Annotated in this window: 13 protein-coding genes; 4 read left to right on the top strand and 9 right to left on the bottom strand. The window is 45.1% G+C overall.

The window, feature by feature from the left end:
* Positions 1-185: 185 nt before the first annotated feature.
* Both xylB and xylA read right to left on the bottom strand, forming a co-directional pair.
* On the bottom strand, positions 186-1,682 hold the full coding sequence (gene xylB, locus ACWNM1_RS12195) for a xylulokinase (protein WP_449601124.1): 1,497 nt from the start codon (positions 1,680-1,682) through the stop codon (positions 186-188).
* A gap of 186 nt (positions 1,683-1,868) precedes the next feature.
* The gene (gene xylA / locus ACWNM1_RS12190; RefSeq protein WP_042131068.1) at positions 1,869-3,185 is read right to left on the bottom strand and encodes a xylose isomerase; all 1,317 of its coding nucleotides are present in this window, start codon (positions 3,183-3,185) and stop codon (positions 1,869-1,871) included.
* A gap of 375 nt (positions 3,186-3,560) precedes the next feature.
* Here xylA and ACWNM1_RS12185 point away from each other — a divergent pair, with 375 nt between their 5' ends.
* Positions 3,561-4,721, top strand: coding sequence for an ROK family protein (locus ACWNM1_RS12185; RefSeq protein ID WP_449601123.1), 1,161 nt, complete (start codon positions 3,561-3,563; stop codon positions 4,719-4,721).
* A 215-nt stretch (positions 4,722-4,936) separates the two neighbouring features.
* Positions 4,937-5,137: a hypothetical protein gene (locus ACWNM1_RS12180; protein WP_042191897.1), complete on the top strand. Its 201-nt coding sequence runs from the start codon at positions 4,937-4,939 to the stop codon at positions 5,135-5,137.
* Positions 5,138-5,403: 266 nt separating this feature from the next.
* Here the strand turns inward: ACWNM1_RS12180 and ACWNM1_RS12175 are convergent, their stop codons facing one another.
* The 7 genes from ACWNM1_RS12175 to deoC all read right to left on the bottom strand — a co-directional run bounded on the left by ACWNM1_RS12175 (position 5,404) and on the right by deoC (position 14,443).
* Positions 5,404-5,637 (bottom strand): glutaredoxin family protein, encoded by a 234-nt coding sequence (locus tag ACWNM1_RS12175; RefSeq protein WP_234538840.1) that lies wholly within the window; start codon positions 5,635-5,637, stop codon positions 5,404-5,406.
* 69 nt (positions 5,638-5,706) lie between these two features.
* Complete coding sequence (gene trxB / locus ACWNM1_RS12170) at positions 5,707-6,648, bottom strand: thioredoxin-disulfide reductase (RefSeq protein WP_042191901.1); 942 nt, start codon at positions 6,646-6,648, stop codon at positions 5,707-5,709.
* A gap of 156 nt (positions 6,649-6,804) precedes the next feature.
* On the bottom strand, positions 6,805-8,769 hold the full coding sequence (locus tag ACWNM1_RS12165; protein ID WP_449601122.1) for a heavy metal translocating P-type ATPase: 1,965 nt from the start codon (positions 8,767-8,769) through the stop codon (positions 6,805-6,807).
* Between the two features lie 475 nt (positions 8,770-9,244).
* A complete protein-coding gene (gene aroB / locus ACWNM1_RS12160) occupies positions 9,245-10,384 on the bottom strand; it encodes a 3-dehydroquinate synthase (protein WP_449601121.1) in 1,140 nt (379 codons plus the stop codon).
* Between the two features lie 529 nt (positions 10,385-10,913).
* On the bottom strand, positions 10,914-11,990 hold the full coding sequence (locus ACWNM1_RS12155; RefSeq protein WP_449601120.1) for a hypothetical protein: 1,077 nt from the start codon (positions 11,988-11,990) through the stop codon (positions 10,914-10,916).
* Positions 11,991-12,201: 211 nt separating this feature from the next.
* Entirely contained in the window at positions 12,202-13,494 is a 1,293-nt protein-coding gene (locus tag ACWNM1_RS12150) for a homocysteine synthase (RefSeq protein ID WP_449601119.1), read from the bottom strand.
* 271 nt (positions 13,495-13,765) lie between these two features.
* Entirely contained in the window at positions 13,766-14,443 is a 678-nt protein-coding gene (gene deoC, locus ACWNM1_RS12145; protein ID WP_449601118.1) for a deoxyribose-phosphate aldolase, read from the bottom strand.
* A gap of 323 nt (positions 14,444-14,766) precedes the next feature.
* On the opposite strand from deoC, the gene ACWNM1_RS12140 reads away from it, so the two are divergent.
* Together ACWNM1_RS12140 and ACWNM1_RS12135 are read left to right on the top strand one after the other, a co-directional pair.
* Complete coding sequence (locus ACWNM1_RS12140) at positions 14,767-15,108, top strand: hypothetical protein (RefSeq protein WP_449601117.1); 342 nt, start codon at positions 14,767-14,769, stop codon at positions 15,106-15,108.
* A 10-nt stretch (positions 15,109-15,118) separates the two neighbouring features.
* Positions 15,119-16,083 (top strand): ketoacyl-ACP synthase III (locus ACWNM1_RS12135; protein ID WP_449601116.1); only part of this gene is annotated, 965 nt, incomplete at its 3' end.

Below are 16,083 nucleotides of genomic sequence, written 5' to 3'. Positions count from 1 at the left end.
ATGCAGAGTTTAACGCTGCCCTGGAGATACCCCATACTTTACAGAAGAAAAATAGGAACGGCAACAACTTCGAATACAGCCTATCCTCAGATCAATAAACGAGATGGTCATAAAAAGGTCCTTCGCCATATGCGAAAGACCTTTTTTATCAGACATATCAAGCATAAACCTTTCGGCGTCCTTAATTATTGGCGGTACGCTGCCAGCTTGTTATTCAGTTCACGGGTCTGACCGTATACTTCCTGATAGAGGTTAAATAAGCCGTCATAGATTGCCGCTTGCTTCGGATCTGGTTTATATACATCCGCAGGACGGATGAAAGCTTCTGCACATGCACTAAGTGATGTGAACCAGCCACTACCGTAAGCTGCCAACATCGCTGCTCCCATAGCCGGACCTTGCTCACTTTCAAGCTTCACGATGGATGCATTGAAAATATCTGCTTGCATCTGGAGCCATGCCTCATTTTTAGCCCCTCCACCGATCGCAATGATTTCTGTAATCTCTTTGCCTGAATCACGTACAATCTCGATAGATTCACGTAGCGAAAAGGTAATGCCTTCTAATACAGAACGTGTAAAATGAGTCAACGTATGCCCTGAATCCATACCAATAAAGCTTCCGCGAATATTCGCATCTGGATGAGGTGTACGTTCCCCAACGATATAAGGTGTAAAGAGCAGTCCGCCGCTACCCGCTGGAATGGAAGCTACTCCACTTAGCAATTCATCAAAGCTTTTGTCTGCCGCAAAGGTTTCTTTGAACCATGTAAGGCTATGACCAGCCGCTAGAGTAACGCCCATGATATAGTAGGCATCTTTTTCACCATGGTTAAAGAAATGAACTTTGCCTTCGAGATTTAAGTCTTTGTTGCTCTCATAGGAAAGAACTACACCAGATGTACCAATACTGCACATCGTCCGGCCTTCACCAAGGACACCTGCTCCAAGTGCGCCACATGCATTATCCGCACCACCAGCAAATACCTTTGTTGATGATAAAAGACCTGATGCTTCCGCAATATCTGGCAATAACGTTCCCGTCTGTTCAAAGGACTCTACCAGTCTAGGGAAAAGGGAAAGCGGCAGTTCAAAAGCTTCAGCAATTTCAGCACTCCACGTTTTAGAACCTACATCTAATAGAAGCGTTCCTGCAGCATCGGAATAATCCATCGCATAATCACCGGTCAACCGGAGACGCACATAGTCTTTTGGCAGCAGGAACTGATGCGCTTGTGATAACACCTCAGGTTCATTCTCTTGTACCCATAGAATTTTAGGAAGTGTGAAGCCTTCCAGCGCACGGTTTCTAGCAACCTCAATAAGCTTTGCTCCGAGCGTCTTCTCTATTTTTCTGCACTGTGCAGTAGTACGAGTATCATTCCAAAGAATGGCCGGACGAAGCACTTGCCCTTCCTTATCCACTAGTACCAATCCGTGCATTTGCCCGGAGAAGCTAAGACCATCAACTTGTGATGGGTCTATGCCCGATACTTCAATTAGACGACGAAGGCTGACCAGCGTGCCTTTTACCCAGTCCTCAGGATTTTGTTCGCTCCAGTTCGGCTGCGGTCTGCTTAGCGGGTAGGACTCGGAATGCTCAAAAGCCACCTTGCCCTGTGGGTCCACTAGAACAGTCTTCACTGCGCTAGTGCCCAAATCTACACCTATAACGTATTTCATTTTTGACCTCCTAAAAGTTTTATGAGCGCTTACTTCGTTGAAATACTCCGAATAAAACTCGCTTCGTAAGCATCCGCTTAGTTTTTACTACAAAAAGGGGGCTGCCGAAGAATGCTCTCTTCAGCAACCCCCGTTGCATTTGTTCAAACTGGATTCAAAACCTAAGCTTCAAGCTCCCTGTAAAGACTACTCAGCCAAGATGTATTGGTTAAGGGTAGCTCTCAGGTATTCTTGACGTCCGGATTGGTTAGGGCGTGGGTTCTCATTGTTCAAAGCATATTCAGCCAAGGAAGCCAGAGTTGCTTTGCCGGATACGATGTCCGCACCAACGCCTTCATTGAAGCTGCTGTAACGTTTTTCAACGAAATCTTCGAATACGCGATCTTCGATCAATTTAGCAGCTACTTTCAAGCCTTTTGCATAAGTATCCATACCAGCGATATGTGCTAGGAACAGATCCTCAGGCTCGAAGGAAGGACGACGTACTTTAGAGTCAAAGTTGATTCCGCCTTTGCCAAGACCATCATTCTTGAGTACTTCATACAGTGTAAGTGTTGCATCGTAGATGTTAACTGGGAATTCATCTGTATCCCATCCAAGCAATGTATCACCTTGGTTAGCATCAAGCGATCCGAGCATGCCGTTGATACGAGCTACACGAAGCTCATGTTCAAATGTATGACCTGCAAGCGTAGCATGGTTAGCTTCAAGGTTCAGCTTGAAGTGCTTGTCGAGGTTGTATTTTTGTAAGAAAGAGATCGTTGTTGCTGCATCGAAATCATATTGATGTTTCGTAGGCTCTTTTGGTTTAGGCTCGATCAGGAATTGACCGTCAAAGCCGATTTCCTTAGCGTAATCTACAGCCATGCTGAACAGACGAGCAATGTTGTCTTGTTCAAGACCCATATCTGTATTCAGCAATTCTTCGTAACCCTCACGACCGCCCCAGAATACATAGTTGCTAGCACCCAGACGTTTACCAACTTCCAGACCTTTCTTCACTTGTGCTGCTGCATGTGCGAAAACATCAGCGTTAGGTGTAGAACCTGCACCGTGCATGTAACGTGGGTTAGTGAACATATTAGCAGTATTCCACAACAATTTCTTGCCGGAAGTCTTCATGCCTTGTTCAAGGATATCAACGATAGTGTCGATGTTGCTGTAGAATTCACGCAAAGATGCGCCTTCAGGTGCGATATCTACATCATGGAAGCAGAAGTAAGGCAGATCCATCTTGTCCATAAATTCAAATGCTGCTTCAGCGCGAGCCTTAGCTTTGTCCAGACCGTTCAATTTGTTCCAGCTGCGAATTGCTGTTTCAGCGCCAAACGGATCAGAACCGCCAGCAGTTAATGTATGCCAATAAGCCATTGCAAATTTCAGATGTTCTTCCATAGTTTTGCCGGCTACGACTTCTTTAGGATTGTAAAATTTAAATGCGAAAGGGTTGGTGGAACGGCTTCCCTCGTAAGAGATTTTGTTCACTGTCTCAAAATAAGCCATTGTGTAATCCTCCTCAATTTGTGCTTCGCCCGCAAGCGTTTACAGGATCATCTTAACACATCTTTCGGACTTTGTATATTGGTTAAACAAAGTTTTGATAAGTTTTTTATGACCATTTTTTGGGACCCTGTCTAGCCTCCTCTCTCCTCTTCCCAAATATTAGAGCTCCCTGTTGGAAAATTTCCTCTGGACGCTACGTATTGCAATTTGCAGCACATCACTCTAGACTAAGTGGCATACAACAAATGGGAACTATGCCAAGCTAAAACGCCTTTAGCGTCCTTTTAAGGACGGTAAGCGTTTATGCGAGAATTATAAGGAGAAAGTATACCGTGAAGCTTATACTTTCTTATATTTAAGAAGGATGTGTGATTTGTGAAGGTTACTGGAGACCAAGCGCTGGTCAAAAAAATAAATAAATCGATTGTACTACATACCATTCGAAGACACTCTCCACTCTCGCGCGCGAAGGTCTCAGAGATGACCGGACTGAATAAAGCTACTGTGTCCAATTTGGTAGCCGAGCTGTGCACGCAAGAATTGGTAACTGAAGTCGGACCTGGGGAATCAAGCGGTGGCCGCAAACCGTTAATGCTGCATTTTAATACGATGGCTGGTAGTGTAATCGGCATAGAATTACGGGTTAAGCAGCTAACAGCGGTCTTATGTGATCTGAGCGGGGGCATTCTTTACGAAAGCGATTTTTCTTTAGAAAACCATGATTTTCCTTACGTTCTGGAACAAATGAAAAAACTTATCTCAGGCTTGATTTTCAATGCTCCAGAATCCCCTTACGGCATCGTCGGCATCGGAGTAGGTGTCCCCGGGATGGTGGATGAAAATGGTGTTGTACTCTTCGCTCCCAACCTTGGCTGGGAAATGGTCGAGCTGCGAGCGATACTCGAAGCTGAATTTTCCGTTCCTGTCACCATTGATAACGAAGCGAACGCGGGTGCACAGGGTGAACTCAACTTTGGAGCGGCACGAGAGGTAAGGCATCTCCTTTACATCAGTGCGGGATCAGGGATTGGATCTGGAATTATTATTGGTGGAGAGTTATATAAGGGTGCAAGAGGATATGCCGGCGAAACCGGACATATGACGATTGAAGCACAAGGCAAGCCTTGCAGTTGCGGGAGTCGTGGCTGTTGGGAGTTATATGCCTCTGAGAAAACTTATGATAATCCCAACCTCTCCCTCCCTGCCCATACTACGCCAGAGCTGGTTCGTTATGCAGCCAGCGGGCAAGAAGATGCCCTGCATCACTTCTTAACGATGGGTGAATATCTCGGTATCGGGGTGACCAATCTAATCAATAGCTTCAATCCAGAGCTTATTGTGATCGGTGGGGCATTGTCTGAGGCTGAAGAATGGCTAGGCGAACCGCTGCGCCGGGTTGTAGCTGAGCGTACTCTTCCTTACCATAAGCAGCAACTCGAAATTACATTCTCTAAGCTCGGCAGCCGTGGAACGATGATCGGCGCAGGTTTCTCTGCTGTTATGCATTTCCTGGGCGATATTCGGGTGACCCTATAATCCATAACGGTAAGCGAAGCGTTTATGTGTGAAATATAAGAATAATTTATAACGTGGAACATATACATTCTTATATTTTGAAATAATTGACGTAAAATTGACGCATTTGAGTGAATCAAAAGTGCAGTAAAAAGAACAGAAATCCTATATAATAAAGGTCAAGCTAGTGTGACATTTATCACTACAACCCCTTTTTTGAAATGGAGAGCGAGTCCATGACCTATGTTGATACGTCTGATATCTCGGCACAGATGTTCATCACTGTGTTGCTTTTTCTGCTCATTATTGCCCCTTTGATCAGCCTCGGCGTGCTCCGTTTTTTTCAAGCTAAAAAGAAATCAGGATTTATTCTTATTGGCAGCGGCGCTGCTGTATACGTTCTATTTCAGCTCATTACATCCTTCACTCAAACCTAAACTCTACTTCTAGATCTACTTTCATAAAAATAGTCTGCGCACAGATGCGTCAGACTATTTTTTGTATGCTTAAAGCTCGCAAGCATTTTATACTTTCTTATATTTCAAAAAAGACCGCCTCCTGATCGGAAGCGGCCCATTACAATTTCCTGATGGAAATCTTATTTAACAAGAAGAAACGACTTTGTCGTCCTATTAAAACGACATCGGTTCCTCGTAGAAATATAAGGATATTATAGTTGTGCAGCATATAAATTCTTATATTTTTAAACAGTTGTAAGTGCTTTGTCGAACTGAGTTTTGTTCATGCCAACAATTTTATGCTCACCGATTACAGTTACAGGAATAGCCCTCACTCCCATGTCCCATACTTGCTGAGCAAAATCATCGTTCTGCTCGACATTGCGTTCTTCGTAGGATACGCCTTTTTCGCTTAAAAAGCTCTTCACCTGACGGCAATGCGGGCAATTTGTTGAGGTATATACAATTACATTCTCCATGATATGACCTCCTATAAAAGTTATACAGTGATGATATCAATTGTAGCATTGAGGGTTTTTCAAACCAAATTATAGAATAACTGCACTGTGCTCCAAGCTTTCGATATATTTCTCAGCATCCATAGCTGCCATACATCCACTACCTGCTGCAGTAATCGCTTGTCTGTAACGAGTATCCTGTACATCACCACATGCGAACACGCCTGGGATATTAGTTTCGGAAGTGCCTGGGTTCGTCATGATATAGCCATCCGCATTGGTTGTGATCTGTCCGCCTAAGAAAGAGGTATTCGGGTGATGGCCAATCGCAACAAACACGCCGCTTGCTTCGATGATTTCTTCTTCACCAGTCTCATTGTTAAGCACTTTTAGTCCATTGACGCCTCTTTCGCTCGAAGTCACTTCCAGAGGAGTACGGTTCAAGTTCCAGTCTACTTTAACATTAGCGCGTACACGATCCTGCATGATCTTCGAAGCACGCAATTCTCCACGACGGTGCACCAAAGTCACTTTGGAAGCAAAACGAGTCAAGAAACCCGCTTCCTCAAGTGCGGAATCTCCGCCACCAACAACCACGATCTCTTTATTACGGAAGAAAAATCCGTCACAGGTAGCGCAGGTGCTAACACCGCGTCCTACGTTATCTTGCTCCCCTGGGATACCGAGGTATTTCGCTGTAGCGCCTGTGGAAATGATCAATGTATCTGTAGTAAGAACACCCATTCCTTCAACATTCAGCTTAAAAGGGCGCTCTCCAAGTTCTACACTGTTCACCCAGCCCGTACGGAATTCTGCACCAAAACGTTCAGCTTGTTTACGCATATTATCCATCAAGTCAGGGCCCATGATTCCTTCAGGAAATCCAGGGAAATTCTCCACTTCTGTAGTTGTGGTTAATTGTCCACCGGGTTGAGGTCCTTCGATTACTAGTGGGTTCAAATTGGCACGAGCCAAATAGATAGCGGCGGTTAATCCTGCCGGTCCAGTACCAACAATTATTGATTTATACATATCTATGTCCTCCTTGAGCTAAACGGCAATGACGTCGCTTCTTATTTAAAATAATTATAATGTAGTGTTAATTATGATAACTGAAAGCAAATATGTCAATATGCCAGACTCCCAAGTTCCAAAACTATTTTGTGAACAATTTAATTTCAAAAAATATTATCGTAATAATCTTAGTCCATTTAGAATCACTAATATCGTACTGCCTTCATGCCCTATCACGCCAAAAGGAAGCGCGATCCCTTGCACAAAGTTGCTGATCATAAGCACTGCAATCACAGTCACAGCAAAAATCATATTTTGCTTCACAATACGCTGCGAACGACGCGCCAATGATATGGTTGAAGCGATCTCTTCTATATTATCATTCATAAGAACTACATCGGCTATTTCAAGTGCTGCGCCGCTTCCTTTCATGCCCATCCCCATGCCTACGGTTGCTGTCGCCAAAGCAGGTGCATCATTCACACCATCACCTACCATAACAACATGACCATACTTTTCACGTAGTGCTTTGATATGCTTCACTTTATCCTCCGGTAATAGATCGGCAAATACCATATCCACTCCAGTTGTACCTGCAATAACCTGAGCTGTAGCGTCACGGTCACCGGTAAGCATTGCCACTTTAATCCCAAGCTCCTGCAGCTTACGCACTGCGGCTTCTGCTTGAGGGCGAACCGTATCCTGTAAAGCAATCATTCCGGCAATCTGCTCACCGTCCAGAATGATGGAGACGGTCTTCCCTTCTTCAGCCAACTGCTGCCGCTTAAGTTTCCAATGCTCTAGTTCAGGATTCATAGCAGATGGAGTCAGCTCATCGAGCAAATTAGACTTTCCGATTCTCCAGAGATGTCCGTCGATTTGACCTTCAATTCCCCAACCTGTGATGGTTTTACTGTCTTCTACTCCCTGTAGCGCTAAACCTTCCTCTTCTGCTTTACGCACAATCGCTTCCGCCAGTGGATGACGGGACATATGCTCAATGGATGCGCTAACCGTTAGCAACTCTTGCCGACTGTAGCCTTCACCTGCAATAAAATCAGTTACCTGAGGAGTTCCCTCTGTAAGCGTCCCTGTCTTATCGAATGCCACAACCGTTGTGCGTGCCATATTTTCCAGATGGACCCCGCCTTTAAACAGAACCCCTTTTCGCGCACTTTTGGAGATGGCTGACAGCATCGCTGGCATAATGGAAGAGACCAAAGCGCAAGGTGATGCTACTACTAGAAAGACCATCGCTTTATAGAAGGTAGCGCTCCAGGTCCAGTCCAGCAAAAACGGTGGAAGGATAATCAGTGCCACTGTCGAGGCTACGACAACCCGTGCATAGATGGCTTCTAGTCTTTTAATAAAACGCTGGGAGTTAGGAACTTCCGTCTCTGCCTCTTCTACCATTTTGATGATTTTAGCAAAAAGGGTGTTCTCAGCTGCTTTCGTTACCTCAATATAAAGGGGTCCTTCTCCATTAACAGTGCCTGCAAAAACCTCGCTACCGGCACATTTCTCTACAGGAACCGATTCTCCCGTAATGGAAGCCTGATCTACTGCTGATTCCCCCCGATATACCTTGCCGTCTGCCGGAATCAAATCTCCCGGGCGTACAAGCAGCAGATCTCCGATCACCAGCTGGTCAATATTAACCTCATTCATACTTCCTTTTTCAATACGCATAGCCGTAGCTGGTTTGAGTGCCATCAGCGAGGAAATATCCTTTTTACTACGTTCCATCGTATAACTCTCTAATGCTCCACTGAGTGCAAAAATGAAAATAAGCATAGCACCTTCATTCCAGTATCCAATGGAAGCTGCGCCTAGTGCGGCTGCAATCATTAATAGGTTCACATCGAGATCTCGTTCTTTGACGAGCGTCTCTACGCCTTCCTTTGCCTTGTTCCAGCCACCAATCGTATAAGAAATGACATAGAGTGCAATCGAGAGAATTTCAGACCAACCACCAATAGCCCAAGCGAAAAGCATAAGCAGTCCGCTGCCCAGAGCAGCCTGCATTTCAGAATTGCTGAGCATGGCACGCGGATCGAACCGGCGCTTTGGAGCGCCTGGCTTCTTCATGCTGCCAGAGATAGATGACTGCTTGGGTAAATGTTTTGATGTTGCTTGCATAATAATCGCCGTCCTTTAAAGTTTTGTGGAGTTTTACTTCATTGACTCTACTTCGCAACAAAACTTGCTTCGTAAGCATACGCTTTGTTTTGTGGAGCGTTCCTTCTGTGACTCTTCTTCGCAACCAAACTTGCTTTGTGAGCATACGCTTTGTTTTGTGGAGCCTAACTTTATTGGTTTTCTTCGCAACCAAACTTACTTCGTGAGCATACACTCTGTTTTGTGGAGTTTTGCTTCTGCCAAGTGAGAATGAGAGCCATTATTAAGACCCCTAAAATGACACATGCTGCCCCGGCTTAGCCGGGACAGCATGATTGATAACTATAGGTAGTGAGAATGATAATCATTGTTGCAATAGTACAACTATATTTCCTTAGTGCAACTTATATTTCAATCATACCACCAGAAATTAAAAAGTAAAGCCTATCTATTCAACTAAACGCCATTTATTTCAGAATATGTGTTAGCTGCCCGTTTAGTGGCGAATTTTATCTAAAAGCTCTGTTAGGACATGTTCCTCAACTGGAGTTGAATAAGATCCATCCTCAAAACGTTTCATCGAGCCGATTCCTTCTTGGAATACAAAACGTATGCGCCCTTTGCGTACTTTTTTATCAGTGTACATTTTATCGATTAACATTCGGTCTGTAATGGTTGCTGGGATTTCAGTTGGCAGACCTGCCTTCTGTAGCAAAGCAATCACACGCTGAGCTTGATCCGGAGTCACATACCCCAAGTGCTCTGCTAACTGCACCTGAATCGAAAGTCCAATCGCTATGGCCTCGCCATGTAACAATTCATAACCACTTAAAGCCTCCAGTGCTCGACCTGCGGTATGCCCCAGATTTAAAATTTGACGCAGATTACTCTCCAATTCGTCCTTCTCTACCACACCATATTTGATCTCACAATTGTAAAGTGCAATCCGTTCGCAAACTTCGCGATCTAATACAAGTCCACCATCGTCGGAGACTACTTTATCCATATTTCGCTCCAAAAACTCAAAAAATCTTATATCAGCGATGCAGGCATGTTTGATCGTTTCAGCCAAGCCGCTACGAAACTCACGAACCGGAAGAGTTCTCCAAGTCGCTAAGTCGATGTACACCTTTTTGGGTTGATGAAATACACCGATTAGATTGGTAGCGACTGGTGTATTTACGCCTGTTTTACCGCCAATGGATGCATCTGCTGCCGCTAATAAAGTAGTTGCATAGTTCAAACTTGGCACTCCCCGGCCAAATGTCCCTGCCAGAAAACCTGCTAAATCCGTTACCGCCCCGCCTCCAATCGCAATAATACAGCAATCTCTTCCATACGAACGACTTAATAGCTGATCCTCAAGCTGTGCCTTCGTTTCACGGGTTTTGGACTTTTCTCCGGCTGGAAAAGAAAAAAGCTCCCCATGGAAACCATTCTGAATCAGCTGTTCCAGCAAGGCTTGTCCATACAGCGCTTCAACTTTGGAATCCGTAATAATCGCAAATTTGCTCACATTCTCTACGATTCCTCGTTTTAAGTCTTCTATTAATGAGTTAAATAAAGTTTCACCGATCTCAATGTCGTAAGAATCATCAACAACCTTCTTCAGGGCAACTCTAAAATTTGCGGACATGTGCAGCGCCTCTTTTCAGTAGGATGCTAATAGATTCGTGCCGCCTCTTCAATTATCCTTTTTATGTAAAACCAATGAGGACCTGAAAGCAAATCGACTGAGGCAAGACGATATGACATTGACGACAGGCAGCATTATGAATGAAGCAAAGGTCATAGTGCAGCCGTACTTGTTATGTACTTAACTTCATTTGAGTAGTAAGATCTCCGTGGACGAAGCGCCCATTGAACACATGTACACTGCTGAAACATAAATCATGCAATAAGGTCATCTGAGTCCGTAAGCCTCAAAAGATGATGATTTTACTTTTGAAGCAAGTAGCCAAAACACTCAAATGAAGAAGATCTCCCAACCATAAATTACAGTGATCATTCAATAGCGAAGAGCAGCGATCCTCTAATAATAAAGAGCAGTGATTCTCTAATAACGGCAGAATCACTGCCCTTTTGTCTTTTTATCGATTCTAAATGAAACGTATCTCTTATTTAGAAGAGAAGGCGGCTTATGTGACAGCCGCTTCGTTGTTGTATCACGGCCTTCCACCGGCGGCAGTATCCAGTGTTTCCTGCTGCCTGGCGATCCAGATTAGACAAGCTGCTCTAAGCAGCGCTTCGGTCCGCTGACCTGCGCTGCAAAAGATCCCACTGAGGCCGATCTGATACAGATCGGCCAAAGCCGACGCCGCCGGAGTCCCCGCGGCGAGAACTACCGCCGCCGGCTTCACGCTCCGCACGGCGGCAAGGATCTCCCCCGCCGCCAGGGCGAAGCCCTCTGCGGCGGCCTCTTCCGGCGCGAGCTCGCTCGCCGCGCCGTCGAGCACTAGGAAATCGGCGATGCGCGCGATTTCCGCGGCGGCGGAGGGCTCCACATCGGGCGCGATCAGCGCCCCGATGCGGCACGCCGCCGCATAAGCGTGGCCGAGTGTCTGATCGGCCACGACCTCGATGAATTCGCGCTTTGCCGCGAATTCGGCTCCGCTTGCGGTGTAGGCGACCAGCAGGTCAAGGCGGCAATCGCCGCCTTGCCGCTGGCTCTCCGCCACCGCAGTAAAAAGCGCTTCGAGCTGCGCGTCCTGAAGCGCGGTGAGCTTTGCGGGCTGCGCCGCAAGCTCCTCTGGATGAAGCAGGGTGACTGCTGCCCATTCACCATCCGCCGATTCCAGCAGCGCTGTGGTCGCTGCCTGCAATCGATAATAAATCCGCTGCAGCATTCGATTAGCCTGCAGCTCATCTTCACTGGATAACCAGTTCTCATAAAGACAAAACAATTCAGGTTCAAGCAGCCATTCCTCACTTCGTATCAGACAAGGTCCAGCTTGAACGGATCTTGTTCCTTCCCTTGTAGTAGGGCGCTCTTCACGTTCTTCTCGTCCTTCACGCAGCACTAAGAAGGCCGACTGTTCTCCAGGGCGCTTAAAATAAGAACGGTTCAAAGGTTCTACAACATCCTTCTGCTCTACTCCGGTGATAAATTCTGCGGCAGCGGAGGCAACGGATCCGGCTTGGCTCATTTCCATCCCAACAGCCCGATCACCAGCCTTATACAAGAACTTGAACGGGCGCTCTTCACTACTCCGAAAACCATCCTGCTGACGTTCACCCTTCATCTTCGCACCCACCCTTTATCTTTGGATTGCTGCCGGTACGCCAAGTTAATAAACATCATGCCACCGACATCTTATTACCACACTTATAAATACGGGAACCTCCCATGAAATATGCAAGCGTTGCCAAATGATGTGAATAATTTAGCCTTATTAAATCACAAAAAAAGGCATCGCCGTATAGCAGCGAATGCCTTCCCTGAACTTCAATGTTCTATTGTTGACTGGCGGCGATGGCCTGTTCCAGATCATAAATAATATCATCAATGGATTCCGTACCAATCGATAAGCGGAGCAATTCCGGAGTTACTCCCGCTGTGGTTTGCTCTTCATCCGACAGCTGTGCATGTGTTGTGCTTGCAGGATGGATAATCAATGACTTGGAGTCACCGACATTCGCCAAATGCGAGAACAGCTTCACATTTTCAATCAGCTTGCGTCCCGCAGCACTTCCACCTTTAATACCGAAGGTAAGGATCGCTCCTTGACCTTTAGGTAAATACTTTTGCGCTAATTCATGAGATGGATGAGTAGAAAGTCCAGAATAACTTACCCATTCTACATCTGCGTGCCCCTCCAAAAATTGCGCAACCTTTAGTGCATTCTGACTGTGACGTTCCATCCGCAAATGGAGTGTTTCGAGCCCTTGCAACAGCATCCAAGAGTTAAATGGTGAAATAGAAGCACCTAAATCGCGAAGTAATTGAACGCGGGCTTTGATAATATAAGCAATCGGTCCAACAGCCTCCGTATAAACAACGCCATGATAACTTGGGTCAGGCTCTGTAAGTCCTGGGAACTTACCGCTTGCCTTCCAATCGAACTTACCGCCATCCACAATAATTCCGCCGATGGACGTGCCATGTCCGCCGATGAATTTGGTTGCTGAATGGACAACGATGTCAGCTCCATGCTCAATCGGACGCAGTAAATATGGACTTGGGAACGTATTATCCACGATAAGAGGAATTCCATGTTCATGCGCGATCGCTGCAACGGCTTCAATATCTAGTACATTCCCCTGTGGGTTACCAATGGTTTCTGCATACAAAGCTTTGGTTTTATCATTAATCGCAGCACGGAAGTTCTCTGGATTATCCGAATCCACAAAATGCACCTTAATGCCAAGCTTAGGAAGCGTTGTAGAAAAAAGATTATAAGTTCCACCGTATAGGCTTGCCGCAGATACAATTTCATCCCCAGCGCCCGCAATATTTAGAATGGAGAAAGAAATAGCCGCTGCCCCGGAAGCTGTAGCAAGTGCACCTGCTCCACCTTCTAGTGCTGCCAAACGCTGTTCAAATACATCTGTAGTAGGATTCATCAGCCGAGTGTATATATTACCGAATTCTTTGAGCGCAAACAGATCCGCTGCATGATCAGCATCACGGAATCCATAAGATGTGGTCTGATAAAGCGGTACAGCACGTGCGAAAGTAGTTGGATCAATCTCCTGGCCTGCATGAACAGTCAAAGTTTCAAATGACAGCTTACGGTCTTCTGACATAGGTATTTCCTCCCTTTAAAAATAAGAATAGAAATCTTTAACAAATAATAATTGTACCCATTCTCTCATAAACGACATCATTTGAAAAGAAAAAAATCTTATTATTCCGGTGTGAATTATTATATTTTGATTTATTCAAAGGAAAGCATGTCCGATGAACATCAGATAACGCTTTCAAAAAAAGTTTTTACATCTACGCAATAAAAAACAGAATAGCGGCGGATAAAGCTTGTCTACCTCATCTCACCGCTACCATTTTACTTATCTTCTTTTAGTAATTGCTTTGGCTTGTTTCTCCCTTAGCAATCGCTACACCGCCGCTGGTACCAATTCGGCTTGCACCAGCTTGTACCATTACATGTGCATCTTCAGCACTACGAACACCACCGGAAGCCTTCACACCCACATTAGGTCCAACCGTTGCACGCATCAGCGCGATATCTTCCTTCGTTGCCCCACCTGAAGAGAATCCTGTCGATGTTTTTACGAAGTCTGCTCCAGCTTCAACAGAAAGCTTGCAGGCGCGAACCTTTTCTTCTTCCGTTAATAAACAGGTTTCGATAATGACCTTAGTCAGTGCTTTGCCGCGAGCTGCGTCTACAACTGCTGCAATATCACGTTTAACCAACTCATTGTTACCATCTTTCAGCGCTCCGATGTTGATGACCATATCCACTTCACCTGCACCATTAGCGATAGCATTGGTAGTCTCAAATGCTTTGGTCTCTGTTGTCGAGGATCCGAGCGGGAAGCCGATAACTGTGCAGACTTTAACCTCAGGCGTATCCTTCAACACTTCATGGGCAGTAGCTACCCAAGCAGGGTTTACGCAGACTGAAGCAAACTTATATGCTTTTGCTTCCTCTGCCAATTTAACGATATCTTCTTTCCGTGCATCTGCTTTAAGCAGTGTATGATCAATGATCCGCGATAGTGTAATTTCGCTCATTTTTATCATTCCTCCATGATTGGATAGTGAATTTTTTTCATCTCTGTAATCATACCAATAGAACTCTGCTTTGCAAAGTCGACTGGGCGATCAGACCCACCCTAACCTCGGTTAACTCATATAAATACACTTAGAGAAGGTCATTATTTACTAAATTATCTTTTTCAAGTTAATTTTATACCTTCTTGTATTTTTTAAAATACAAAGGATAATACCCCTAAACTTTCCCATTAAAAAATACGATAATATCTATATAAATGGGTTTTTTAGCCTATTTATTTAAATTTTTCTTTTATCATATTTAGGAGGAGATCGATTTTAAAATGGGAAACTTTAATTTCACCTCAAACGCTGCAGCCCAAAAACTGAATGTACAAGTAGAAGGTACTATGTCACCCGAGGACGCCGGGCGCTTCATTCAAGAGTACAACCAAATCGTAAGTACATTTGACCCAGCACAATATGAGATCATTTTAGATTGCAAGACATTAAACGTATCCTCGCCCGACACTCTTCCTATGCTTGAGCAATGCTACATACTGTATAAAGAATCAGGATTTAAAAAAGTAACCTTCATTATTGCAAAAAGCCCTGTCCTAAAAATGCAGCTAAGTCGAGTAGCCCGGGCAACGAAATTAGAAAATTACGAAATTATTGAAGCATAGGAGGTTTCATTTGGGACATATAACCATCCGCCAAGCCGCTTATTACCATCCGGAACATGTCGTATCTAATGATTATTATCTGGAGCATTTCCAGAGCATGGGCAAGGACATTAAGCGATTCCTAGAAGTCATGGGTCGTGACCGGAGATACATCGTAAACGATAAGGATGAAAATGCCCTAACGATGGGACTCAAGGCCGCCCAAAAAGCGCTACAAGAAGCCAATTTACAAGGTGAAGATATGGATATGATCATGTTCGCTTCACAGACACCGGAATATACCTATCCTACCAACGCACTCCTGCTGCACCGCATGCTACAAGGTAAACATCGGACCATTACGCAAGATTCCAATGCCAACTGTGCAGGAATGGTGTCTGCTGTAGAGCAGACAAGTCGTTATATGCAAGCTAATCCTAGTATCCGGTACGCACTTGTCGTGGGAAGCGACTATAGCTCAGTGCACTGCAATACGGATGATGAAATTACTTACCCTAACTTCGGAGATGCCGCTGCAGCTGTCATTCTGGAACGGAGTAGCGAGCAATCAGGCTTCATTGACTCCCTTTATTACACTGATTCTGAGGGATCTGAGAACATTATGTTCCCTGCTTGCGGTTTATCGAATATTTATCACGAGGACATCACACCTGAGCAAATTCGGATACGCTGGACACCCTTTGACGGTACTGTTTGTGTAAATGCGGCGGTTGCAGACATGAAAGAGCTTCTCTCAAGAAACGGCCTGACTACAGATGATATCTCTGCCTTCTGCCTTTCCCAATTCTCTCTCAAAAATATCGAACTCATCCAAGAGGGTCTTGGACTTACTGATGAGAAATTCATCTATGTAGGCGACGAGTTCGGGTATACGGCTACAAGCAGTCCTTTTATCGCCTTTCAACGCGGAGTCGAAGACGGACGAATCAAACGTGGCGATTATGTCTTCTTCTGGTCGGTTGGTGCTGGTTGGCA

The sequence above is a fragment of the Paenibacillus sp. Marseille-Q9583 genome (assembly GCF_976954365.1).
Note: the sequence above shows the minus strand (reverse complement) of the source record. Positions and strands in the feature narration are given on the sequence as shown.